This window comes from Rhizobium sp. LEGMi-198b (genome assembly GCF_054114205.1).
Window position 1 is genome coordinate 548,083 of record NZ_JBSYVH010000002.1, and the last position, 21,974, is coordinate 570,056.

General features: G+C 59.7%; 21 protein-coding genes. 13 read left to right on the plus strand and 8 right to left on the minus strand.

Going from position 1 to position 21,974, the window contains the following annotated elements; all coding sequences use genetic code 11:
• Nucleotides 1–40 precede the first annotated feature (40 nt).
• The 5 genes from ACXHXG_RS09335 (at nt 41) to ACXHXG_RS09355 (ending at nt 5,190) form a co-directional block, all read left to right on the plus strand.
• On the plus strand, nt 41–1,138 hold the full coding sequence (locus ACXHXG_RS09335) for a class I SAM-dependent methyltransferase (RefSeq protein ID WP_457899114.1): 1,098 nt from the start codon (nt 41–43) through the stop codon (nt 1,136–1,138).
• Between the two features lie 126 nt (nt 1,139–1,264).
• Nucleotides 1,265–2,047, plus strand: a complete 783-nt coding sequence (pgeF, locus tag ACXHXG_RS09340) for a peptidoglycan editing factor PgeF (RefSeq protein WP_457899115.1) — start codon at nt 1,265–1,267, stop codon at nt 2,045–2,047.
• A gap of 1 nt (nt 2,048) precedes the next feature.
• Nucleotides 2,049–3,200, plus strand: a complete 1,152-nt coding sequence (locus ACXHXG_RS09345; protein ID WP_104823734.1) for a M24 family metallopeptidase — start codon at nt 2,049–2,051, stop codon at nt 3,198–3,200.
• Between the two features lie 55 nt (nt 3,201–3,255).
• A complete protein-coding gene (locus tag ACXHXG_RS09350) occupies nt 3,256–4,152 on the plus strand; it encodes a hypothetical protein (RefSeq protein WP_457899116.1) in 897 nt (298 codons plus the stop codon).
• 105 nt (nt 4,153–4,257) lie between these two features.
• Nucleotides 4,258–5,190 carry a ribose-phosphate pyrophosphokinase gene (locus ACXHXG_RS09355; RefSeq protein ID WP_104823736.1) on the plus strand — a complete coding sequence of 311 codons (933 nt, stop codon included), beginning with the start codon at nt 4,258–4,260 and terminating at the stop codon, nt 5,188–5,190.
• Between the two features lie 120 nt (nt 5,191–5,310).
• Here the strand turns inward: ACXHXG_RS09355 and ACXHXG_RS09360 are convergent, their stop codons facing one another.
• The 3 genes from ACXHXG_RS09360 to ACXHXG_RS09370 all read right to left on the minus strand — a co-directional run bounded on the left by ACXHXG_RS09360 (nt 5,311) and on the right by ACXHXG_RS09370 (nt 9,582).
• On the minus strand, nt 5,311–6,546 hold the full coding sequence (locus ACXHXG_RS09360; RefSeq protein WP_457899117.1) for an MFS transporter: 1,236 nt from the start codon (nt 6,544–6,546) through the stop codon (nt 5,311–5,313).
• A 25-nt stretch (nt 6,547–6,571) separates the two neighbouring features.
• The gene (locus tag ACXHXG_RS09365) at nt 6,572–8,026 is read right to left on the minus strand and encodes a hypothetical protein (RefSeq protein WP_457899118.1); all 1,455 of its coding nucleotides are present in this window, start codon (nt 8,024–8,026) and stop codon (nt 6,572–6,574) included.
• Nucleotides 8,027–8,139: 113 nt separating this feature from the next.
• Entirely contained in the window at nt 8,140–9,582 is a 1,443-nt protein-coding gene (locus ACXHXG_RS09370; protein WP_457899119.1) for a hypothetical protein, read from the minus strand.
• Between the two features lie 295 nt (nt 9,583–9,877).
• Between ACXHXG_RS09370 and ACXHXG_RS09375 the strand changes: the two genes are divergently transcribed.
• The 5 genes from ACXHXG_RS09375 (at nt 9,878) to ACXHXG_RS09395 (ending at nt 15,127) form a co-directional block, all read left to right on the plus strand.
• Nucleotides 9,878–10,495 carry a 50S ribosomal protein L25/general stress protein Ctc gene (locus tag ACXHXG_RS09375; RefSeq protein WP_283046637.1) on the plus strand — a complete coding sequence of 206 codons (618 nt, stop codon included), beginning with the start codon at nt 9,878–9,880 and terminating at the stop codon, nt 10,493–10,495.
• A gap of 245 nt (nt 10,496–10,740) precedes the next feature.
• A complete protein-coding gene (locus ACXHXG_RS09380; RefSeq protein WP_104823741.1) occupies nt 10,741–13,107 on the plus strand; it encodes an EAL domain-containing protein in 2,367 nt (788 codons plus the stop codon).
• A gap of 15 nt (nt 13,108–13,122) precedes the next feature.
• On the plus strand, nt 13,123–13,854 hold the full coding sequence (locus ACXHXG_RS09385) for a substrate-binding periplasmic protein (protein ID WP_457899120.1): 732 nt from the start codon (nt 13,123–13,125) through the stop codon (nt 13,852–13,854).
• A 75-nt stretch (nt 13,855–13,929) separates the two neighbouring features.
• A complete protein-coding gene (gene pth / locus ACXHXG_RS09390; RefSeq protein ID WP_457899121.1) occupies nt 13,930–14,646 on the plus strand; it encodes an aminoacyl-tRNA hydrolase in 717 nt (238 codons plus the stop codon).
• 1 nt (nt 14,647) lies between these two features.
• Nucleotides 14,648–15,127, plus strand: coding sequence for a GNAT family N-acetyltransferase (locus tag ACXHXG_RS09395; protein ID WP_104823744.1), 480 nt, complete (start codon nt 14,648–14,650; stop codon nt 15,125–15,127).
• A 15-nt stretch (nt 15,128–15,142) separates the two neighbouring features.
• Here the strand turns inward: ACXHXG_RS09395 and clpS are convergent, their stop codons facing one another.
• Nucleotides 15,143–15,454, minus strand: coding sequence for an ATP-dependent Clp protease adapter ClpS (gene clpS, locus ACXHXG_RS09400; protein WP_104823745.1), 312 nt, complete (start codon nt 15,452–15,454; stop codon nt 15,143–15,145).
• A 293-nt stretch (nt 15,455–15,747) separates the two neighbouring features.
• On the opposite strand from clpS, the gene ychF reads away from it, so the two are divergent.
• A complete protein-coding gene (gene ychF / locus ACXHXG_RS09405; RefSeq protein WP_285167865.1) occupies nt 15,748–16,851 on the plus strand; it encodes a redox-regulated ATPase YchF in 1,104 nt (367 codons plus the stop codon).
• Between the two features lie 21 nt (nt 16,852–16,872).
• Here the strand turns inward: ychF and ACXHXG_RS09410 are convergent, their stop codons facing one another.
• Nucleotides 16,873–17,997 carry a hypothetical protein gene (locus tag ACXHXG_RS09410; protein WP_457899122.1) on the minus strand — a complete coding sequence of 375 codons (1,125 nt, stop codon included), beginning with the start codon at nt 17,995–17,997 and terminating at the stop codon, nt 16,873–16,875.
• 177 nt (nt 17,998–18,174) lie between these two features.
• Here ACXHXG_RS09410 and ACXHXG_RS09415 point away from each other — a divergent pair, with 177 nt between their 5' ends.
• Entirely contained in the window at nt 18,175–18,639 is a 465-nt protein-coding gene (locus ACXHXG_RS09415; RefSeq protein WP_457899123.1) for a MaoC family dehydratase, read from the plus strand.
• Entirely contained in the window at nt 18,636–19,103 is a 468-nt protein-coding gene (locus tag ACXHXG_RS09420) for a MaoC family dehydratase (protein WP_457899124.1), read from the plus strand. The genes ACXHXG_RS09415 and ACXHXG_RS09420 overlap by 4 nt, the downstream gene beginning before the upstream one ends.
• A 40-nt stretch (nt 19,104–19,143) precedes the next feature.
• Here the strand turns inward: ACXHXG_RS09420 and ACXHXG_RS09425 are convergent, their stop codons facing one another.
• From ACXHXG_RS09425 to ACXHXG_RS09435, 3 genes are all read right to left on the minus strand, one after another.
• The gene (locus ACXHXG_RS09425; protein ID WP_104823749.1) at nt 19,144–19,686 is read right to left on the minus strand and encodes an adenine phosphoribosyltransferase; all 543 of its coding nucleotides are present in this window, start codon (nt 19,684–19,686) and stop codon (nt 19,144–19,146) included.
• Between the two features lie 119 nt (nt 19,687–19,805).
• Nucleotides 19,806–20,672 carry a cytochrome c1 gene (locus ACXHXG_RS09430; RefSeq protein WP_104823750.1) on the minus strand — a complete coding sequence of 289 codons (867 nt, stop codon included), beginning with the start codon at nt 20,670–20,672 and terminating at the stop codon, nt 19,806–19,808.
• Nucleotides 20,673–20,697: 25 nt separating this feature from the next.
• The gene (locus tag ACXHXG_RS09435; protein WP_104823751.1) at nt 20,698–21,972 is read right to left on the minus strand and encodes a cytochrome b; all 1,275 of its coding nucleotides are present in this window, start codon (nt 21,970–21,972) and stop codon (nt 20,698–20,700) included.
• Between the last annotated feature and the right edge of the window lie 2 nt (nt 21,973–21,974).

The following is a 21,974-nucleotide window of genomic DNA, read 5'->3' on the forward strand; positions in this document are numbered from 1 at the left end:
CTTCATATTTTTCGGGACCATGCTTTTGCGAGACCAAACGATGACGACCGCGCTCGGGGAAAAAATCAAGGCCATTATCCGTGCCAACGGACCGGTCAGCATCACCGACTATTTCTCGCTTTGCCTCGCTGACCCGCAGCACGGCTACTATAAGACGCGCGAGCCCTTCGGCCGCATCGGCGATTTCGTCACGGCACCCGAGGTCAGCCAGCTCTTCGGCGAGATGATCGGCGTCTTCATGGTGCACGCCTGGCAGCGCCACGGCACGCCGGCCAATGTCCGCCTCGTCGAAATCGGCCCCGGTCGCGGCACGATGATGGCCGACATGCTGCGCGTCATCGCCAAGCTTGCGCCGCCGCTCTTCGATGCGATGAGCGTGCATCTGGTCGAAACCAGCGAGCGGCTGCAGGGTTTTCAGCGCCAGACGCTCGACACTCACGGTGACAAGGTTTCCTGGCATTCGGACTTCGACGAGGTGCCGGCCGGCTTCACCCTTCTTGCCGCGAACGAACTGTTCGACGCCATCCCCATTCGCCAGTTCATCCGCACCGCCAACGGTTTTCGTGAGCGCACGGTCGGGCTCGACGTTAATGACGAGCTGACTTTCACCGCCGGCGTCGCAAGCCTCGACCCTGCGCTTCTTCCCACCGGGCCGCTTCCGCCGGTCGGCACGATCTTCGAAATCGCCCCTGCCCGCCAAGCGGTGATGACGACGATCTGCGACAGGCTCGCCGCCCATGGCGGCACTGCGCTCGCCATCGATTACGGCCATATGGCGACGGGCTTCGGCGATACGCTGCAGGCCGTGCGCATGCATGAATACGACCCGCCGCTGGATCATCCCGGCGAAGCGGACCTCACCAGCCATGTCGATTTCCAACATCTGGCCGAAACCGCTCTTGCTTCCGGCCTGCATATCAATGGATGCTGCCATCAGGGTGATTTTCTCATCGGCCTTGGGCTTTTGGAGCGGGCTGCGGCGCTTGGCCGCGACCACGATGCCGCGACGCAAGACAATGTCCGTACCGCCGTCGAACGGCTCGCCGGCGCCGGCGAAGGCAAGATGGGCGAGCTTTTCAAGGTACTGGCCGTCTCCAGTCCGGCGATCGATCTTTTGCCCTTTCGTCCAGTCCGCTGATCAACGCTAGTGATCTCTGCGGATTGACAGAACGCGCATCGCTGGGCCAACATCCCGCTCAAATCGAACCGCTTCGCCACGGAAGCGTTATTTCCAGCACGAAAGAACATATCAAGGGACGCCGCATTGCCGACTCCGATCGAAAGCACGCTGCTGAGCGCCGCCAAGAGCGCCGGCATCCGCCACGGCTATTTCACCCGTGACGGCGGCGTTTCTGAGGGCCTTTATCGCGGATTGAATGTCGGCCTCGGCTCCAACGACAATCGGGAGCATGTCCAGGAAAATCGCCGTCGCGTCGCTGCCTGGTTCGGCCTGCCGCTGGAACGGCTCGCGACCGTTCATCAGATCCATTCGCCCGACGTGATCGCCGTCGACGCAAACTACGACGGCACGCGCCCGCAAGCCGATGCCATGGTGACGGCGACGCCAGGGATCGTGCTCGGCGTGCTCGCCGCCGATTGCGGCCCAATCCTCTTCGCTGATCCTGAAAACCGGGTGATTGGAGCTGCCCATGCCGGCTGGAAGGGCGCACTGACCGGCGTTCTGGAAAACACCATCGAAGCCATGGTCGCGCTCGGCGCCAAGCGGGGGCTGATCACCGCCTGCCTCGGCCCCTCGATCAGCCAGGCAAGCTACGAAGTCGGCCCGGAATTCGTGGATCGTTTCGTTACCTACGACCCGGGCTATGCCAAATACTTCATTCCGTCCGAGCAGGCCGGTCACGCGATGTTCGACCTGCCGGGTCTGACGATCGACCGCCTGCGCAAGGCCGGCGTGACCGCCGAAAACCTCAATCTCTGCACCTATCCCGATCCCGACCGCTTCTTCTCCTATCGCCGCACCACGCATGCGAAGGAATCGGATTACGGTCGACAGATTTCCGCTATTGCCATCGAGGAGACGTTCTAAAATGGCCCTGCATTTCGAACGCAGTGAATTCGACGCCCGCCGTGCCCGCCTTCTCGCGAAAATGCAGGAAGAGAAGATCGACGCCATGCTGCTCTTCGCGCAAGAGAGCATGTTCTGGCTGACGGGTTACGACACCTTCGGCTACTGCTTCTTCCAGACGCTGGTGGTCAAGGCTGATGGTACGATGGTGCTGCTCACCCGCTCGGCCGATCTTCGCCAGGCGCAGCTCACATCGGTCATCTCCGACATCCGCATCTGGGTCGACCGCGTGAACGCCGATCCGACTCTCGATCTCAAGGAATTGCTGGTGGAGCTCGATCTCCTCGGCGCCCGTATCGGCGTGGAATACGATACTCATGGCATGACCGGCCGCGTCGCGCGCCTGCTCGACAACCAGATAGCCACCTTCGGCCAGATCATCGACGCTTCCTATCTCGTCAGTCGTCTGCGCCTCGTCAAAAGCCCGACGGAAATCGCCTATGTCGAGCGCGCTGCTGCGCTTGCCGACGATGCGCTGGACGCAGCACTTGCCCTGATCAAGCCCGGTGCCGACGAAGCTGACATCCTTGCCGCCATGCAGGGCGCGATCTTTTCCGGCGGCGGCGATTATCCCGCCAATGAGTTCATCATCGGCTCCGGCGCCGAGGCCCTGCTTTGCCGCTACAAGGCTGGCCGCCGCAAGCTGGATGCCAACGACCAATTGACCCTCGAATGGGCCGGCACCTATGCGCATTACCACGCCGCCATGATGCGTACGGTCGTCATCGGCGATCCGACTCACCGCCACCGCGAACTCTACAATGCGTGCCTCGAGACCATCCAGGCGATCGAAACCGTGCTGAAGCCCGGGCACACCTTCGGCGACGTCTTCGATATGCATGCCAAGATCATGGACGAGCGCGGCCTTGCCCGACACCGGCTGAACGCCTGCGGCTACTCGCTCGGCGCCCGCTTCTCGCCCTCTTGGATGGAGCATCAGATGTTCCATATCGGCAATCCGCAGGAGATCGAAGAAGGCATGTCGCTCTTCGTGCACATGATCATCATGGACTCCGACACCGGCACCGCGATGACGCTCGGCCAGACCTATCTGACGACCTCTCAGGCTCCAAAATCTTTGTCGCGTCACCAGCTCGAATTTCTTAACCGTTAGCGGCGTAAAATAGCGATCCTGAACGGGGTGACCGTCTAAGGAAGGGATCGCGCAAATGGGACTGGTCAGGACAACGTTTGTTTCCGTTGGCTTCTGCTTCGCGCTCGCCGCCTGCAACACGACGGATGCCCTGACCCCGCCCGAAAGCATCGGCGATGCCGGCTCCAGCCCCGTCACCCAACGCGACGTCGAGCGCATGGCAGCCGCGCCGCAACGCCAGCAGAATTATGAGACCGCGCAGGACAGCTATAGCTACCAGCGGCAGGGCTATCAGCAGCAGGCATATCAGTCGCAAAACTATGGCGGTGGTGGCTCGCTCGACGATCAGGCGGCCGCGCTAAGAAGTGGCGGTCGCAATCCCTATGCCTCCCGCCCGCTCGACGGCTCGCGGACCGCCTCCATCCAGTCACAGGATTCGCAGGCTTCGGACGCAGACGAGCAGCGCGAGGCCGATCGCCGCCTCTCCGACGATCCACAACTGCAGCCGCAGCGGCAACAAGCGGCTGAAGACCCGCAGGATGATCAGCAGCAGCCTGAACAACAGCAACAACAGCAAGCCTCGCTTCCCCCGGCCGCGGCGACGGACAGAAACAGCGTCCGCTTCCTGCCGATCATTGGCGCGCCGGTTCAGGCCGTTACACCGCTGTCGCGCCAGCTCGGGGCCGAGGCCCGCGCGCTCGGCCTGACGATCAAGAGCTCCAGCGATTCCAGTGCCAGCTATATCCTGAAGGGCTATCTATCCGCCTTCGAGGACGGACCGCAGATTTCCGTCACCTATGTCTGGGATGTTCTCGACAACAGCGGCGCCCGCCTGCACCGAATCCAGGGATCGGAAAGTGCGCCACTGAAACGCGGTGATCCGTGGGCCGCCATCCCGCCCTCCGTCATGCAAAAAATCGCCACGGAAACCATGTCGGATTTCAATTCCTGGCGCGACTCCCGCGGTGGATAGCCACAAGCTTTTCAGAAATATGAAAGCTATTGCGCTGTAGCCCCTTGCATTCGAGAGCGAGGCGGTTAAAAGCGCGGCTATCAAGTTGGTAACAGGCGGGCCACAATGAAGGTTTTCGCAGGCAATTCGAACCGGCATCTCGCCGAAGCGATCTGCAATTATCTCAACGTTCCCTTGGGCAAGGCCAGCGTCCGGCGTTTCGCGGACCAGGAAATCTTCGTTGAAATCCAGGAAAACGTGCGCGGCGAGGATGTTTTCGTCGTCCAGCCTACCTCGTTTCCGACAAACGATCATCTGATGGAACTGCTGATCATGATCGATGCGATGCGCCGCTCGTCGGCGCGGCGCATCACGGCCGTTCTTCCCTATTTCGGCTATGCCCGCCAGGATCGCCGCGCCTCCGGGCGCACGCCGATCTCGGCCAAGTTGGTGGCAAATCTGATCACCGAGTCTGGCGCAGACCGCGTTCTCACGCTCGATCTCCATGCCGGCCAGATCCAGGGTTTCTTCGATATACCCACAGACAATCTCTATGCACTGCCGATCCTGACGCGCGATATCAAGGCGAACTATGATATCGGCAACGTCATGGTCGTCTCCCCCGACGTCGGTGGTGTCGTGCGCGCCCGTGCACTCGCTAAACGTCTCGACTGTCTGCTGGCGATCGTGGACAAGCGCCGTGATCGCCCAGGTGAGTCCGAAGTGATGAACATCATCGGCGACGTGGAAGGAAAAGACTGCCTGCTGATCGACGATATCGTCGATTCCGGCGGCACGCTCTGCAATGCGGCCGATGCCCTGCTCGCACGCGGAGCGGCAAGCGTCACCGCCTATATCACCCATGGTGTCCTCTCCGGCGGCGCCGTCACCCGCATCACCTCGTCGAAACTGCGCGAGCTTGTCATCACCGACTCGATCCAGCCGACGACGGCCGTTCTCTCGGCCCACAATATCCGCGTGGTCTCCACGGCGGGCCTCATCGGCGAAGCGATCAATCGCACCAGCCAGGAAGAATCGGTTTCGAGCCTGTTCGACTAGCGCATCCCGCTTTCAGGTGGAATCACCTTGGGGCGGATAGGATGCTCTGGATTCAAAAGACTAGAGCGACCTTTGTGCGCTCAAATGAACGCACGCCGGTCTAAGGCCGGCCGGCTCTTCTCATGCGGGTTTCGCATCGACCGGATGGCTTTGCCTCCAGACAAGCAGCCCTATGCCAACAAGCCCGGCGACAAAGACAGCCGCACCGGCGCCCATGATCGATGGGCCGATGCCGAACCAGGCAAATAGGCTGGGCGACATGAGATAGGCCAGGAAAAGACCGAGGAAGATCGCGCACATCAGCAAGCGGTAGGCCTGCGCCAGGCGATGGGGTTCGCTGCGCGTCTGCATCAGGTGCAGCATGGCAAGATTCTCGAACGGGCCGTTGATGGCAGCGAGGCACGCGACGACCATCAGCCATAAGCGATCATGCATCAGCGGCAGCAGGAACACACCGGCGCCAAAAATCAGCTTTGCCGCGATGATCCAAACGACCGGTCTGCGCGGCTTTATGTTGCTGAGGATGAGATTGGTCGTCACGTTGCCGACGCCGTAGGCCGTCATCATCAGGCTGTAGTCAGTCAAGGGATCGGCGCTGGTCTCGCGCAGATGCAGGATCATTCCGAGCAGAATGCCCATCGCCCAGGCGATATTGCCCATCAGGTTCGTGAACAGGCCATAGAGTATGGCGGCATGGCCGCGCGCCATCCGCCACCCGCCCAAGACGCCGTCGATGACCGCCGCCGTCCCCGAGAATTCGCGCCGCCGGGGCGCCGCCGGCAATTTGGCGACGGCCATCCAAACGGCGAGAGCAGAAAGCAGGAAGGTCGCCGCCGTCACCGTGAAGAACTGCGATTTCGGCAGAAAACCATTGACCAGTGCAATCATGCTGGGTCCGAGGATCCGGGCCATGCGCCTCGTCGCGTCGAACAATCCGTTGGTCGCATGACGAATGTCCGGATCGACCGCGATGGTCGGAAGCGTTGCCTGCAACGACGGATCGAAGGCGGAGGTCAGCAAGGCAATGCATCCGGCGAGCACCATCAACAGCGGCAGGCTCATAAAATGCATGAGACCGGCAACGGACAGCACCAACAAGAGAACCGCACGCAGGACGTCGGCCGAGATCATCGTCGTGCTGTGCCGCCAGCGATCCGTCAGAATGCCACCAAACAGGCTGCCGAAGAGAAGCGCGCCTGACTGCAAGGCAGAAACATAACCCGCGTCACGACCGATGAAATCCGCCGCAATCCAGACGACGGCGACCATGTAGAACTCGGAGCCGGTTGCCGCCAACACCTGGCCGGCCCACAGAAGCGAAATCGAGCGTTGGGCCAGCGGCTTTAAGACAAACATGGTCGCATTCTGAAATTCGGGCGCCTTATTTGATGACTTGTCCGTTGATCGTCACGGACTCGTCTTCGGCGATGTTGACCTCCCAACGCGAGCGACCGTCGGGATCGGTCTTTGCAAACCCCTTGGCCATCATCAGACCGAAGGACAATTGATTGAGGTCCGGTTCCGTCTTCGCGGCGTCTTGAACGGCAGAAATGGTCTTGTCGAGATCGCGGGCAAGCACCGTCATCTTCAAGGCGACACGGTCCTTTTCGTTCAACCAACCGCGCATGCTGCCGGAAGCCTCAATGTCGTAAAGGCCCGAAGCTGCGCTGATTTTCGGAAAATTGATCGTCATCGTTCCGTCCGGGAACATGGCCTGCTGCAACTTTTCATCCACGGAGGGCGTGCCCTCGGGATTGCTGAAATCGGCCTGCTGCAGGACATCCAACAGCGCGGTAAAATTCAAGTTGGGAACTTGCATCTGCAATTCGGCGGCATCGGGAATAAAGGCGACATAGTCCTCGGGCACCAGGCCGGAGGCCAGGGTCAGCTTTTCGGCACGCATACCGAAATCGGCATTCACCGCGTTGGCCGGCCCGGCCATCTTGAACGAATAACCCACCTGCTGCAGCCCGCCATTGCCGAGCGGGGTCGTCACGGAAATATCCTTGGCGGAGACCGACTCTTCGAACGAGTCGGCAATCGGCATCGCGTTCCGCAGCAATGCCTTGAGCGCCGCGCTTTCACTGTCGGACAGGGTTTTTGTGTCCTTGTGGTCGGAGACGAAGCGCAAAATCTCGTTCAGCGCCTTCAACGGCAGCTTGGTCGCACTGGCCTTGAAATCGATCGCCCCGATTTTGAATTCGCCAAGCGTCGCAGAATCGGAAGAAACCTTGTCTTGGAAGGATTGCAGGCCTCCGATCATCTGGAGGTCGAGCTTATCCGGCTCGCCGCTGCTGGATGACGAGAGCGCGTAGTTGATACCATCGATCGTGATATCGTTTTTCTCCACACCATTGTCAGTCATCTTGGTGGCGAGCGTGATGCCGCTGCCCTTCACGTCCATCGAGCGAACATAGTGGATAGCAGGGTCGAAGACGCCCGTGAAACTGGACGATGCCACCCCATAACGGAATTCTGCATCCGGGCTGCTGCCCGGCTTCGAACGCGCCGTCACGTCGATCGCATTGTTCCCCTCGATGTTCCACAGGCCGCTGTCCAGCGGTGTCGCAAGGGCGATCAACGGCTTCAGCCCGGTAATGTCGAAACCGGTGACGTTCAATTTGTCGAAGAATTTCTGCAGGTCATAGGTGATTTCATAGTGACCGCTCGTCGGCGTCACAGCAATAAAGCCGCTCTTAACGAGATCGTCGGGCAGGAAATGCGTCAGGTTGCCGAGGAGGTCCTTTGCTTCCTGCTCGTTGACGTCGGCTGCCTGCGAGGCGCCGGCCAGACCAACGGCGAAAATTGCCGCAGCGGCAACTGTTCTAAAACGCATAATTCACCCCCGTGATGCTAGGAAAAACAATTTGAAAGCGGGAAAACCCTAAACGTGATTCTCAATTGAATGATGACGCTGCCCGCCCCCCGGCTTGCAAGCTGGACGTGGCCTCAGGGAGCCTTCATCACCTGCCCGTTCACCGTGACGGTCCGATTTTCATCCATCGTGACGTCCCAGCGCAGACGGCCATCCGGATCGGTCTTGGCAAAGCCCTTGGCGGCCAGCAGGCTGAAGGAAACGCTGTTTAGTTGCGGGTCCGTCTTTGCAGCATTTTGAATGGCGGCAACGGTCCCGTCGAAATTGCGTGCAAGAATGGTCGCCTGCAGCGAATAGCTTGCATGGTGCTTCGTGGAGCCCTTCAACGCACCGGAGATCTCAACGTCATAAACACCGGAAGTCGCGCTGATCCTCGGGAATTCGAGGGTCCCATAGCCGCTCGGGAACATGGTGCGCTTCAATGCTTCGCCCGAAATCGGCGTGGCGCGTTCCGCCACGGCTTCCAGAACCGTGTCGACGAGACCATCGAAGTTGATGTTGGGAATTCCGAGCTGCACATCGACCGTCTCGGGCAGGAAAGCCGCATAAGCTGGCGGAATAAGATCGGCGTCCGGCGTGAAATGTTCCGCCCGCACACCGAAATTAATGTTGGAGGCCTTTGTCAGACCATCCATCTTGAAACTATAGTCCAAGCTCTTGACGCCGACCTTCCCTTTATCGGTCGCAAACAGCGCATTGTTCAGCGTCACCGTCTCATTCAGCGAGCCGAATACCGGTAAGGCGCGGCGCACCAGTTCCTCGAACTTCTTGCTGCCGCTCTCCGATAACTGTTTCGCCTTGATGTGCTGGACGAAGAAGCGAATGAGCTCACGCAACTCCTTCACCGGCAAGCTCGTCGCGGTCACTTTGACGTCGATGCTGTCAGCGCTGAGGTTAACGGATGGCGCGCCGGGTGCAGCAGTTTGTTCGCTGAAATGCTGCAGCATACCCTGCGATTGCAGGTCCACTTTGCCGGCCTCGGTACTGTCGGTCACCGCATGGGTGAACGATGCGCTCTCGATGGTGGCATCCACCTTACGTCCGGCATTTTTGCCGCTGCCGATACTGGAGAACTTGGCGCCGCTGCTCTTCACCTGCATCGAGCGCATCATCTCGATCGCCGGATCGAAAATGCCTTCGACGGAGCTGGACGCAACCGAATAGGTGAGGTCGGACGCAGGCGAATGAACCGAGATATCAACGCTGTTGTCGCCCTTCAGATGCCATCTGCCCTGATCGAGCGGCTGCGCGAACAGCGAGAGCGGCTTCAAGCCGGTGACGGAAAACGCGCCGGAATTGACCTTGTCGAAGAATTTCGCGAGATCGTAGGTAATCTCATATTGATCGCCGGCCGGTTTTACGGCGACAAAACCGCTGCGGGCGAGATCGCGCGAGAGCGAATGCGTCAGGATATTGCGCAGCTCCTTCGCGCCCTGCTCATTGACGTCGGCCGCCTGCGAAACGGCCGCGAGACCGATGGAAAAAACTGCGGCGGCGGCGATAGCCTTGGGGCGCATAACCCGACCTTTCCCTTTGACGCTGATCGATTGGATTCGACTGTTGAAGAGGCCGAGGGTATATGTCAAGCCATTGATAGAAATAGCATCGCCGGCTCTTTATCATGAGTTGCAATGTCATCACAGATGCGCTTTCTCCAGAGATGCTTGCACCGCCGGCCTCTTTGTATTATACGCCACGCGTCCGCGTAGACACCCTTGGAGGCAACGCGGATGAGGCAGGGCTCGCCCTCCTCCAGTTCACCCGATTCCGATGAACGGATGAACTCTCCAAATAACCTCGAAAGGAATAGCCATGAGCCAGGAAAGCTACGAGCTCAAGGCCGAGGCGCGCGAACGGGTTGGTAAGGGGTCCGCCCGTGAACTTCGCCGCAACGGTTTCATTCCCGCTGTCATCTATGGTGACAAGCAGGCCCCCATTTCGATCGCTCTCAACACCAATGAGGTGACGAAGCGTATCCATGCCGGTGGTTTCCTCACCACGATCGCGACGATCGACGTCGACGGCAAGAAGATCAAGGTTCTGCCGAAGGACTACCAGCTCGATCCCGTCCGCGACTTCACGGTCCACGTCGATTTCCTGCGCGTCTCCGGCAACACCCAGGTGACCGTTGAAATCCCGGTTCACTTCGAAAACCACGAAAAGTCTCCGGGCCTCAAGGCTGGCGGCGTGCTAAACATCGTTCGCCACGAAGTCGAAGTCCACTGCCCGGCCGATGCGATCCCGGAATTCTTCACTGTTGATCTGTCCGGTCACAAGGCTGGTGCCAGCATCCACATCTCGGATATCACCCTGCCGAAGAATGTATCCCCGGTCATCACCGACCGCGACTTCACGATCGCAACGATCGCCGCTCCGGCTGCCGGTCTTGCCGACGAAGAAGAAGGCGGCGAAGAAGAAGCCAACGCTTAATCGGCCTCTTTATCGCGACACATTCAGACCCGCCTCCCCTTTGGGGACGGCGGGTTTTTCATGTATAGATTCTAATAAAAGAAATAAGAAATCTAATAATTTTTGAAATCAATACTCTATTTAAATCCATTAACCCCGCGGTTTCAGCAACATTTAACAAATTCGTGAAAGTTTACGCGAAAGAGTTGTAGAGAAAGGCCCAGCCCTAAGATCAGCCGGTCTACGACTGGGGAGCAAGCGGAACTATGAGCCATTCCGTCGAGAACAGGTTTTTCGCGATCGTCTGCGGCGCGCTGCTGGTTTTCGTCGCGCCGCTCTTCGTGTTGTTCCTTTTCCTTTCGTCCGAACGCGCCGAAAAGGAAATCAAAGACCATATCTCCGTCCTGCTCGTCGCCAATGCCCAGGCGCTGGCCAAGCCACTATGGGACCTCGATGAGGACAGCGTCACCCAGATCAGCGCGACGACGGTCGCCGAGGGCGCGGTCGTCAAGGTCAATGTCCGCGATGTCTCCGGCCAGCTCGACGTTACCCAATCCACCATCCCGAGGTCCTACAAGGGCCTCTTGGAATCCATCGCCCGCCCGATCATCTACAACGGCGTGGACGGCGCGAAAAATCTCGGCACCATCACCGTCTACTACCCAGCTCTCGGTCTCTTCGACGGCTTGAAGAACGAGGAGATCGTTTTCATCTCGATCTTCATCTTCGCCGTCCTGACCGTCTTCGGCGCCGCCCTCATCGGCAACCGCATCTTCATCATCCAGCCGCTGATGCGGCTGACCCACGCAGTCGAGGCGACCCGGCGGCTCGGCTCGCGCCACCACGTCGATTGGCAGTCGAACGACGAGATGGGACGCCTCGCCCGCAGCTTCAACGACATGCAGAGCAAGCTGGAGCGTGAAGAAACCGAACTGAAGCTTGCCCACCGCCGCGCCACCGACACCTACAATCTGACGCCGGCCATGCTGTTTTCGCTCGACGATGACGATTGCATCGCCGCCGTCAGCGACTATTGGCTCGCCGCCACCGGCTATGGTCGGGCCGATGTGCTGGGACGTAAATTTGCAAGCCTGGTCCTGCCGGAATCGCGCGAGGAATACACCGAACGCAAGAGCAGCCGTCTCGACAGCGCTGCCCGTCTCGACGTCACGGTGAAATTCCAGTGCCGGGATGACCGGGTCATGGACGTGCTGATCCTCGAAACGACGGCCATCCAGGATGGCCTTACGCTCTCGGTCATGACCGACGTCACCGACCTAAAGCAGTCCGAAGACCGCAACCTGCGCCAGGCGATCACCGACCATCTGACCGGCCTTTTGAACCGCCAAGGTTTCGAGACGGCGCTTGATGCCAAGATCAACGAGGCGGATCTGCGCAAGCGCGAGCTCGCCTGCCTCTTCGTCGATCTCGACCGCTTCAAATGGATCAACGACAACATGGGCCATGCCGCCGGTGACGCGGCGCTGCGCGAACTGGTTTCGCGCATGCAGGCAAGATTGACCCCAGGCGACATCGCCGCCCGTCTCGGCGGCGATGAATTCGCCATCCTGCTGCTTGCGGAAGATGCCGAGAAAAGAGCATTCGACATGGCGGCCCGCATCGCCGAAGTCTTCGAGACGCCTTTCGGCGGCGATGCGCGCCTCAGCGCCAGCATCGGGATTGCCATCTACCCACGCCAGGCCGCCAACGCCGCAGAACTGCTGTTGAAATCCGATATAGCGATGTATGCCAAAAAGCGCGACGGCAAGAACGGCGCGCAGATCTTCGACAACAGCATGCTGGACGATTCCCGCCGCCGTGCCGAGCTGGAGAGCCATATCGAAAGCGGCCTGAGCGACGACTGGTTCGAAGCGCACCTGCAGCCGATCGTCAATATCGATGACCGCTCCATCGCTGGCTTCGAGGCGCTGATGCGGCTGCATCATCCGCAGAAGGGTATCCTGCCGCCGGCCCGGATCATCGACGTTGCCGAGGAGACCGGCTCGATCATACGCATCGGCAACCGCATCATGGAAAAGGCAATTTCCCACTTCGCCCGTCTCTCACGCCTCGACGGCATGCAGAATACCTACCTCGCCATCAATTTCTCGCCGCTGCAATTCGAGTCTGGCCTGCCGATGCGCATCGCGGCCCTGCTCTCCCGCCACGATATCCGCCCGGAACGTATCGTCGTCGAAATCACCGAAGCCGTGCTGATGGACGACAATCCAGAGACGCGCACGGTCATCAACGAGATCTGCCGCTATGGCTGCCGCATCGCGCTGGACGACTTCGGCACTGGCTACTCGTCGCTGAGCTATATCAACCGCTTCCCGGTCGACATCATCAAGATCGACCAATCCTTCGTCCGCGCAATCAACGATACTGCCTCCGATGTCAGCCTTAAGAGCCGCATGCTGGTCGAAAGCATCACGACGTTGTCGCACAAGATGAACTGCACCGTTATTGCGGAAGGCATCGAGACCGAGGAAGAGTGCGCAACCCTGCGCGCCATGGGGCTCGACTATGGCCAGGGCTACCTGTTCCACCGGCCGCAGCATCCGAACGATCTCATGAAGGCGCTTGCGGGACCGCAGGCTGACTACCTCACCCCCGTAGCGCAAGCATCATAGAGAAAGAGGAACTACATGCGAAAACTGCTTCTTCTGGTATTTTTCAGCCTGTCCTCTCTCAGCCTTCATCACACGGCTAAAGCCGCAACCGTCAATTTTACCACCGAGGAATATCCGCCTTTCAACTATCGCGAAGGCAAGACTCCCATGGGCGCGGCCGTCGAGCAGGTGGAGAAGATTATGACCGACATCGGCGTCGACTATTCGATCGATGTGTTGCCCTGGGCGCGCGCCTACAATCAGGCACTGACGGTACCGATGACCTGCGTATTTGTCACCGCTCACAATGACGCGCGCGACAAGCTGTTCAAATGGGTTCAGCCATTGCTGATCGATCGCAATGTCCTGATCAAGCATACCGGATCCCCCGTAACCGCCGACACGCTCGATGAAGCCCACAACTATCTCGTCGGCACATGGCGGGGCGATTACACCGAGACTGTGTTGCGGCAAGCCAACTTTCCGCGGATCGATGTCGGCGCCGATTTCCGCGCGACGCTGAAAAAGCTTATGAGTGACCGTATCGACCTGATGCCGATCTCCGTCCTCTATTTTGACAAGCTGAAAAAGGAAGGCGACGCGGTCGAACAGGTCACCGTCCTCTCCGAACAGCCGATGGGCATCGCCTGCCAGAAGGATTTTCCGGACGATCTTCTGACGAAGATGCAGGCTGCGCTCGACAAGCTGATCGCCGGCGGAACGCAGAAGCAGATATTCCTGAAGTACGGCCTGAACCTCGGCAACTGACGAGGTTGCCGCCTTGACTTTGCCGCCAATTCCCTGTGGTGAAGGGCATCAGCATTTTCCAAGGGGTGAAGCGCAATGCTTCTTATCGCGGGTCTCGGCAATCCCGGCGCCAAATATCAGGGCAACCGTCACAATATCGGCTTCATGGCCGTGGACGCGATCCACCGCCGCCACAGCTTTTCGCCCTGGTCGAAAAAATTCAGGGCGGAAATTGCCGAAGGCGAACTCGGCGGCCAGAAAGTTCTGCTGATCAAGCCGCAGACCTTCATGAACCTTTCCGGCGAATCCGTCGGCGAGGCCATGCGCTTCTACAAGCTGGAGCCTTCCGACCTAGTGGCGATCTATGACGAACTCGATCTGCCGGCCGGCAAGGCGCGGCTGAAGACCGGCGGCGGCCACGGCGGCCATAACGGCATCAAATCGATTGACGCCCATTGCGGCCGAGAATACCGGCGGCTGCGTCTCGGCATCGGTCATCCCGGCGTCAAGGAGCTGGTGCACAATCATGTGCTCGGCGATTTCGCCAAGGCAGACCGGAGCTGGCTCGAGCCTCTATTCGACGCGCTCGCCGACAATGCCGACATGTTGGTGCGCGGCGAAGATTCGCAGCTCATGAACAAGATCGCCCTTGCCCTCGGCGGTAAGGCGGAAGAAGAGACGCCGAAGCCGGAAAAGAAGGCCGTGGCCAAATCGCACATCCATCAGGCCCGCAGTCACAACCAGCCACGAATGCCTGAGAGCGGCCCGATGGCCGAGATGCTGAAGAGAATGTTCGGCAAGAAGGACGATTGAAATGGCTGAGGCAGCGGGAGACGGGGCCGCGGGTATTGTCATCCGCCCGGCCACAGCCGGCGACCTGCCGCCGCTGCTAGCTCTCTACCGCCATCTCAACCACGACGATCCCGATATGGATTCCGGATTTGCGGAGGATCGGTTCGCCGCGATCTCTGCCCATCCGGGCATGACAATTTTCGTCGGCTTCGAAGGCGAACTCGCCATTTCCTCCGTCACCCTGGTCGTTATCCCCAACCTGACGCGTAGCGGCGCTTCCTATGCGCTGATCGAAAACGTCGTCACCCATGCCGATCACCGCCAACGCGGCCATGCTCGGGCGTTGATCGAAACGGCGGTCGCGACGGCCTGGGAGAAGAATTGCTATAAGGTAATGTTGCTCACGGGCTCCAAGGATCCGGCGACGCTGCGCTTCTACGCCAATTGCGGCTTTTCACAGGACAAGACAGGCTTCCAGATCCGGCGTTCTGCCGCCGGCTGATATCGCCGCCCGCGCCTATTCTTCCGGTTCCGTGGTGAACATCAGTGGGAAGCCGGCGCTTTTCGCCAGATCGATCGCTTCCTGCGCCTTGGTCTCAGCAATATCCCTGGCGCAGACCATGACGACGCAGGTGCCAAGCTTATGCGCGGTCATCATGACGCGATAGCCGGTCTCCTCGCTCATACGGAACACGGCCTTCAGCACCATGATGACGAATTCACGCGGGGTGTAGTCGTCATTGACGAGAATGATCTTATAAAGCTTCGGCCGATCGAGCTTCGGCTTCGTCTTAGTCTTGGGTTTTAGGATGACATCATTGTCACTCATCGGGCTCACCGTTGATGACAGGGAAAAGAAATTTGTGGCTGATGGGCAATTTATACTGCACCGCAACCAAGCATTCAAGGAAAACAACGTTTTCGGGAGGGCGGTCAGATCAATCGACCGTGAGCAGCAGCTTCGCCCATTGCCCGCAAACATAAAGACTCCACCGCAATCGCTGGGCTCCTCTGACCATCCTTCTCTACAGAAAAACAGCGCATCCGCCGTGCAAGGCTTGACCCGCAACGGCCCTTCGCCCATACGCACAGCAAAGTTTTTCAAGATATGGACAAGGTGCCATGGGTTTCAAATGCGGTATCGTCGGATTGCCAAATGTCGGCAAGTCCACTCTGTTCAATGCGCTGACCAAGACCGCGGCGGCGCAGGCAGCGAATTATCCCTTCTGCACGATCGAACCGAACACGGGTGAAGTGGCGGTCCCCGATCCGCGCATGCGCAAGCTTGCCGACATTGCCAAGTCGAAAGAGCTGATCCCGACGCGCATCTCTTTCGTCGACATCGCCGGCCTGGTGCGCGGCGCATCGAAGGGCGAAGGCCTGGGCAACCAGTTCCTCGCCAATATCCGCGAAGTTGACGCCATCGTGCACGTGCTGCGCTGCTTCGAAGACAGCGACATCACCCATGTCGAAGGCCGCATCAATCCGGTCGCCGACGCCGAGACGATCGAGACGGAGCTGATGCTTGCCGATCTCGAGAGCCTGGAGCGCCGCACCGAGCAGACGCGCAAGCGCGCCACCGGCAAGGACAAGGAATCCATGGCGATGCTGCCGATCATGGAAGCCTCGCTCCAACTGCTGAACGAAGGCAAGCCGGTGCGCACCCTGCTGTCGAAGCTCGACGCTGAGGAAACCCGCATCCTCAAGGGCTTGAACCTTCTGACCTCTCACCCGGTCCTCTATGTCTGCAACGTCGCCGAGGCCGACGCCGCAACCGGCAATGAGCATACAGCCGCCGTCGCCGCCATGGCGAAGGAACAGAATTCCGAAGTGGTGATCATTTCCGCCGCCATCGAAGCGGAAGTCGCGCAGTTGCCGGAAGACGAATCCAAGGAATTCCTCTCCGCCCTCGGCCTCGACGAAGCCGGTCTCGACCGGCTGATCCGCGCCGGCTACAAGCTGCTGCACCTCATCACCTATTTCACCGTCGGCCCCAAGGAAACGCGCGCCTGGACGATCGAAGTGGGCACCAAGGCTCCACAGGCCGCCGGCGTCATCCATTCGGATTTCGAACGCGGCTTCATCCGTGCCAATACCATCGCCTTTGACGACTACATCGCCTACAACGGCGAAACAGGCGCCAAGGAAGCCGGCAAGGCGCGCGACGAAGGCAAGGAATATATCGTCCAGGACGGCGACGTCATCCATTTCCGCTTCAACACGTAAGGCATGACGGGATTGCCGGCCTCACCGGAGCGCCGGCAATTTTCCCTGGACCGATGCCGGCAGCAGCCGGACGACAGCGCGGCGCAGATGCGGCCAGCCGACGCCGATCACCAGCACGATCAAGCCAACGATCATCAGCACGATGAAGCTGACCTTGTCGAGCCCGGCATTATTCTGCCGCAGAATGGCGCCGATCGCGACGCCGAGTGACATCAACCCTGCGGTCACGAAAGCACGTCTGTCGATGATCAGGCCGATCAGCATCATGACCACCACAATGGCGACGATGGTCAGCGCCTGCACATAGCCGCCATGCTCCATGCCGGCAAAGAAGAACGTGCCGCTATTGCCTGCCTCAAACTGAAATACCAGCAAGATCGCCGTGTAAAGTAACGCCGGGGCCGTCGCGAGATGCAGCCAGAAAGCCACATCCGAGCGACGCGTCCTGCGGCCGGGATCGCTAAGATCGAAGCGCATCGCCACGGCAAATGCCCCGAGCGCGGCCGTAAACATGATGACGAACGACTGCAGCGGATAATTCAAGACGACATTCGATACGCCGGTAGCAAGACCGATCAGATAGAAAACGCCGGCGAGCATGAGCACGAACAGCGAGAAGAGCAGCATCGCCAGCGACAGCGGCACGCGATAGCGCCAATAATAGAGCGCAAGCAGCGGCGGGAATGGTAAGGCGATCATGATCCAAGAGGTCATGAGGCTCGGGCTGCCGGCATTTTGCATGCCGAAATACATCACGGTTACCGAGAAGGTCCAATGGATCAACGCGATCGTCAGCACGACGGCGGGCAGTGCCAGACGTTGGCGACGGACCAAGATTTCGGCCAGGATGATGATGGCCGGAAGCGGCCCGTAATAACCGGTGAGTCCCCATAAGCCGACAAGCAGGACGATGATGCCAATGGTGATCAGCACGTCATGAAAGCCGCGGATGAAACGCGGCGCTTCGCTGTCCTCCAGCGGATTGGCAACATCGTCTTCGCGAGGCTGCGAAAGATCGTTCCTGACGGCAGCCGCTTTGACGCCGATATTTCGCTCGGCCAGATAAGGCAAAAGCCTGATGGCCTGATCCGAGGAGATGATCCCCTCGCCGGCGGCGCCTTCCAGCGCGTTCTTGAGATCGCTCATGTCTGTTCCTGCGTGGTGTTCCTGTGCCAAGCCTCATCACATCGTCTCTACACAATCAAGGGCTGCGAAGCACACCATTCGCCGCACCCCTTTTCCATCGCGGCCATGAAAATGCTTGCGCCATTGCCGGTTGCCATGCGATTGCGCACGGACGGAATGAAGAAGTCGGTGACGAATATGGCAAAACTGACATATGAGGATTTTCAGGCCGGACAAATGTTTCCGCTCGGCCCGAAACATGTGACGGCGGAAGAGATCGTCGAGTTTGCACGCGAATTCGATCCGCAACCGATGCATCTCGAGGAAGCCGCCGGCCGCGCCAGCATCCTGGGCGGGCTCGCCGCCTCCGGCTGGCACACCTCGGCAATGTTCATGCGCATGATGACCGACAGCTATCTGCTCAACACCGAGGCCGAAGGCGCGCCGGGTATCGACTTCATGGACTGGAAGAAGCCGGTGCTGGCGGGCGATACGCTTTCGGGCCGGTCGATCGTGCTCGAATCCCGCGCCATGCGCTCCCGCCCCGGCATCGGCATCGTCAAATTCCGCCATGAGGTGGAAAATCAGCGTGGCGAGCTGGTTTGCCTCGGCGAAAATGCGACGATGATCCGCATGCGCTTGCCCGCGGAGGCTTCAGCATGAAGATGACGGAGCTTTATCCGATCGGTGCACGCGCCGAGATCGGCAGCCATACGTTCACGGCCGAAAACATCGTCCGTTTCGCCTCGCGCTTCGATCCTCAGATTTTCCACATGGATGCGGAAGCGGCCAAACACACGCTGTTCGGCGGGCTCTGCGCATCCGGTTGGCACACCTGCTCGGTCTGGATGCGCACCTTCGTCGACTATTGGAAAAGCGAAACCGCCCGCCTCCACGCCGAAGGCAGAAAACCGCCGAATCTCGGCCCTTCGCCCGGTTTCCAGAAGCTGCAATGGCTTCGCCCGGTCTTTGCCGGCGACACGGTCACCTACGGAGTGACCTTGCTCGCCAGCCGCCCACTAAACTCACGCCCCGGCTGGACGCTCAACACCATCCTCTGCGAGGGAACCAACCAGCACGGCACGGCGGTGTTGCGATTCGAGAGCACCGTGCTGGAGTTCGAATAAACGCCCTCGCCCTCTTTTAGAGGCGAAAGCATGCTGTTCCTCAATGTCCGGCGAATTCCACCAGGGTGTGAACCGGCACATCGAGCGCTTCCAGCTTCTTGCGGCCGCCGAGATCCGGCAGGTCGATGACGAAGCAGGCGGCGACGACCTGGGCGCCGATCTGGCGCAACAATTGGGTGGCGCCGACGGCGGTGCCGCCAGTGGCGATGAGGTCGTCGACCAGGATCACCTTCTCGCCGGGATTGACCGCATCGCGGTGCATCTCCATCTCGTCGACCCCATATTCGAGGCTATAGGCGATGCGCACGATATCGTGCGGCAGCTTGCCCTTCTTGCGGATCGGCACGAAGCCGGCCGACAACTGATGCGCCACCGCGCCGCCCAGAATGAAACCGCGTGCTTCCATGCCGGCGACCTTGTCGATCTTGGTGCCGGCATAGGGATGCACGAGAGCATCCACGGCACGGCGAAACGCCCTGGCATCGCCGAGCATCGTGGTGATGTCACGGAAGATGATGCCGGGTTTTGGATAATCCGGAATGGAGCGGATGCTGGCGGCAAGCTCCGAAGCGATAGTGTTCATGAAATATGTACTCTCAGGCTATGATGGGGCCGGCCGCACCCTATCAAGACCCGTGCACGATACCAACAAAAAAGGCGGCCTCTGACGACCGCCCTTCTCTGATTATACGGCCGAGCCGCTTAGTGGGCGCCGGCCTTGGCGTAGACCGACCGCTTGGTGAGATAGATCAGCACCGAGAAGATCAGCAGGAATACGATGACCATGAAGCCGGTTTGCTTGCGGGCTTCGAGATGCGGTTCCGAAGCCCACATCAGGAACGATGAGACGTCCCTTGCATATTGATCGACCGTCTGCGGCGAGCCATCGTCATAGGTGACCTGGCCGTCGGAGAGCGGCTTCGGCATGGCGAAGGTCGCGGCAGCATCGAAATACGGGTTGTAGTGCGAGTTCTGCGGAACCGTGAAGCCAGCCGGAGGCTCTTCATAACCCGTCAGCAGCGAGTAGATATAATCCGGCCCGCCTTCCTGATACTGCGTGAAGATATCGAAGATGAACTGCGGGAAACCGCGTTCGACTTCACGCGCCTTGGCAAGCAGCGACATGTCCGGCGGCACCGCGCCATTGTTCGAGGCCGCAGCCGCTTCATCGTTCGGGAACGGCGGCGGGAAGTGGTCAGATGGAACCGCCTTGCGGGTAAACATCTCACCCTGGGCGTTCGGACCGTCCTGTACTTCATAATTGGCCGCGAAGGTTTTGACCTGCGCTTCCGAATAGCCGAGTTCTTCCAGCGTGCGGAAAGGAACCAGCTTCATCGAATGACAGGCGGAGCAGACTTCCGTATAGACCTTCAGGCCGCGCTGAAGCTGCCCCTTGTCGTAGTAGCCGAAGGGACCGGAGAAGGTCCAGTGCTGCTCCCTCGGCTCCTTGAGCGGATAGTGCGGCGTCGCAGCTTCGGCGGCGGGCTTGGTCTCCGCGGCAACGGCGGCAACGGTCGCGAAGCCACCGATGAGGGCGATCGACAGAAGGCCGGCAACAAGCTTTTTCATTGTTCTCTTCCTCTATCGTCGCCGGTTATGCTTCAACCGGAGCGGCTGTTTTGCCGTTCTGCTTTTCAAGAACCGCTTCCGTAATCGAATTCGGAATGCGTCTCGGTGTTTCCACCAGGCCGAGGACCGGCATGGCGACGAGGAAGAACAGGAAGTAGAACAGCGTCGCGAACTGCGCAGCCGTCGTGTAGATGCCTTCCGCCGGCTGCGAGCCGAGCCAGCCGAGCAGGATGGCATCAGCGATGAACAGCCAGAAGAACAGCTTGTACCAAGGACGATAGACCGCCGAGCGAATCTTGGAGGTATCGAGCCAAGGCAGAAAGAACAGCACGATGATCGCGCCGAACATCGTCAGAACGCCGCCCAGCTTGGAGTCGATCGGGCCGATGTTGAAGGTGATCGAACGCAGCATCGCGTAGAACGGCAGGAAGTACCACTCCGGAACGATGTGGGCCGGCGTCTTCAGCGGATTGGCCGGAATGTAGTTGTCGGCATGGCCGAGGAAGTTCGGCAGGTAGAAGACGAAATAGGCGAACACCAGCAGGAAGATAGACACGCCGAGCGCATCCTTCAGCGTCGCATAGGGTGTGAAGGCCACGGTGTCGGTCTTCGACTTGACTTCGACGCCGGTCGGGTTCGTCTGGCCGGTCACATGCAGCGCCCAGATGTGCAGGACAACCACGCCCGCGATCATGAACGGCAGCAGGTAGTGCAGCGAGAAGAAGCGGTTGAGCGTCGGATCGTCAACGGCGAAGCCGCCGAGCAGGAAGGTCTGGATCCAGTCGCCGACCCAGGGAAAGGCCGAGAAGAAGCCGGTGATAACGGTCGCGCCCCAGAAGGACATCTGACCCCAGGGCAGAACGTAGCCCATGAAAGCCGTCGCCATCATCAGGAGATAGATGATCACGCCGAGGATCCAGAGGATTTCGCGAGGCGCCTTATAGGAACCGTAGTAAAGGCCGCGGGCAATGTGGAGATAGACCGCCACGAAGAAGAAGGACGCGCCGTTGGCATGCATGTAGCGCAGCAGCCAGCCATGATTGACGTCGCGAACGATCTTTTCGACCGAATTGAAGGCGATTGTCGTATCCGCCGCATAGTGCATGGCAAGAACGACGCCGGTCAGGATTTGCAGAACGAGCATGACGGCCAGCATGGCGCCGAACGTGTAGGCATAGTTCAGATTGCGCGGGACCGGATAGGCGATGAAACTGTCATAGACCATACGCGGCAGCGGCAGCCGCGCGTCGACCCATTTTTCGAGCCCCGTTGATGGCTCGTAAGACGAATGACCACTCATGA

What these genes read in the sequence shown, in the direction of transcription:
- ACXHXG_RS09335 (WP_457899114.1), top strand. Translation starts at nt 41, where the DNA reads ATGACGACCGCGCTCGGGGAAAAAATCAAGGCCATTATCCGTGCCAAC.
- ACXHXG_RS09345 (WP_104823734.1), top strand. Translation starts at nt 2,049, where the DNA reads ATGGCCCTGCATTTCGAACGCAGTGAATTCGACGCCCGCCGTGCCCGC.
- ACXHXG_RS09350 (WP_457899116.1), top strand. Translation starts at nt 3,256, where the DNA reads ATGGGACTGGTCAGGACAACGTTTGTTTCCGTTGGCTTCTGCTTCGCG.
- ACXHXG_RS09355 (WP_104823736.1), top strand. Translation starts at nt 4,258, where the DNA reads ATGAAGGTTTTCGCAGGCAATTCGAACCGGCATCTCGCCGAAGCGATC.
- ACXHXG_RS09360 (WP_457899117.1), bottom strand. Translation starts at nt 6,546, where the DNA reads ATGTTTGTCTTAAAGCCGCTGGCCCAACGCTCGATTTCGCTTCTGTGG.
- ACXHXG_RS09365 (WP_457899118.1), bottom strand. Translation starts at nt 8,026, where the DNA reads ATGCGTTTTAGAACAGTTGCCGCTGCGGCAATTTTCGCCGTTGGTCTG.
- ACXHXG_RS09370 (WP_457899119.1), bottom strand. Translation starts at nt 9,582, where the DNA reads ATGCGCCCCAAGGCTATCGCCGCCGCCGCAGTTTTTTCCATCGGTCTC.
- ACXHXG_RS09375 (WP_283046637.1), top strand. Translation starts at nt 9,878, where the DNA reads ATGAGCCAGGAAAGCTACGAGCTCAAGGCCGAGGCGCGCGAACGGGTT.
- ACXHXG_RS09380 (WP_104823741.1), top strand. Translation starts at nt 10,741, where the DNA reads ATGAGCCATTCCGTCGAGAACAGGTTTTTCGCGATCGTCTGCGGCGCG.
- ACXHXG_RS09385 (WP_457899120.1), top strand. Translation starts at nt 13,123, where the DNA reads ATGCGAAAACTGCTTCTTCTGGTATTTTTCAGCCTGTCCTCTCTCAGC.
- pth (WP_457899121.1), top strand. Translation starts at nt 13,930, where the DNA reads ATGCTTCTTATCGCGGGTCTCGGCAATCCCGGCGCCAAATATCAGGGC.
- ACXHXG_RS09395 (WP_104823744.1), top strand. Translation starts at nt 14,648, where the DNA reads ATGGCTGAGGCAGCGGGAGACGGGGCCGCGGGTATTGTCATCCGCCCG.
- clpS (WP_104823745.1), bottom strand. Translation starts at nt 15,454, where the DNA reads ATGAGTGACAATGATGTCATCCTAAAACCCAAGACTAAGACGAAGCCG.
- ychF (WP_285167865.1), top strand. Translation starts at nt 15,748, where the DNA reads ATGGGTTTCAAATGCGGTATCGTCGGATTGCCAAATGTCGGCAAGTCC.
- ACXHXG_RS09410 (WP_457899122.1), bottom strand. Translation starts at nt 17,997, where the DNA reads ATGAGCGATCTCAAGAACGCGCTGGAAGGCGCCGCCGGCGAGGGGATC.
- ACXHXG_RS09415 (WP_457899123.1), top strand. Translation starts at nt 18,175, where the DNA reads ATGGCAAAACTGACATATGAGGATTTTCAGGCCGGACAAATGTTTCCG.
- ACXHXG_RS09420 (WP_457899124.1), top strand. Translation starts at nt 18,636, where the DNA reads ATGAAGATGACGGAGCTTTATCCGATCGGTGCACGCGCCGAGATCGGC.
- ACXHXG_RS09425 (WP_104823749.1), bottom strand. Translation starts at nt 19,686, where the DNA reads ATGAACACTATCGCTTCGGAGCTTGCCGCCAGCATCCGCTCCATTCCG.
- ACXHXG_RS09430 (WP_104823750.1), bottom strand. Translation starts at nt 20,672, where the DNA reads ATGAAAAAGCTTGTTGCCGGCCTTCTGTCGATCGCCCTCATCGGTGGC.
- ACXHXG_RS09435 (WP_104823751.1), bottom strand. Translation starts at nt 21,972, where the DNA reads ATGAGTGGTCATTCGTCTTACGAGCCATCAACGGGGCTCGAAAAATGG.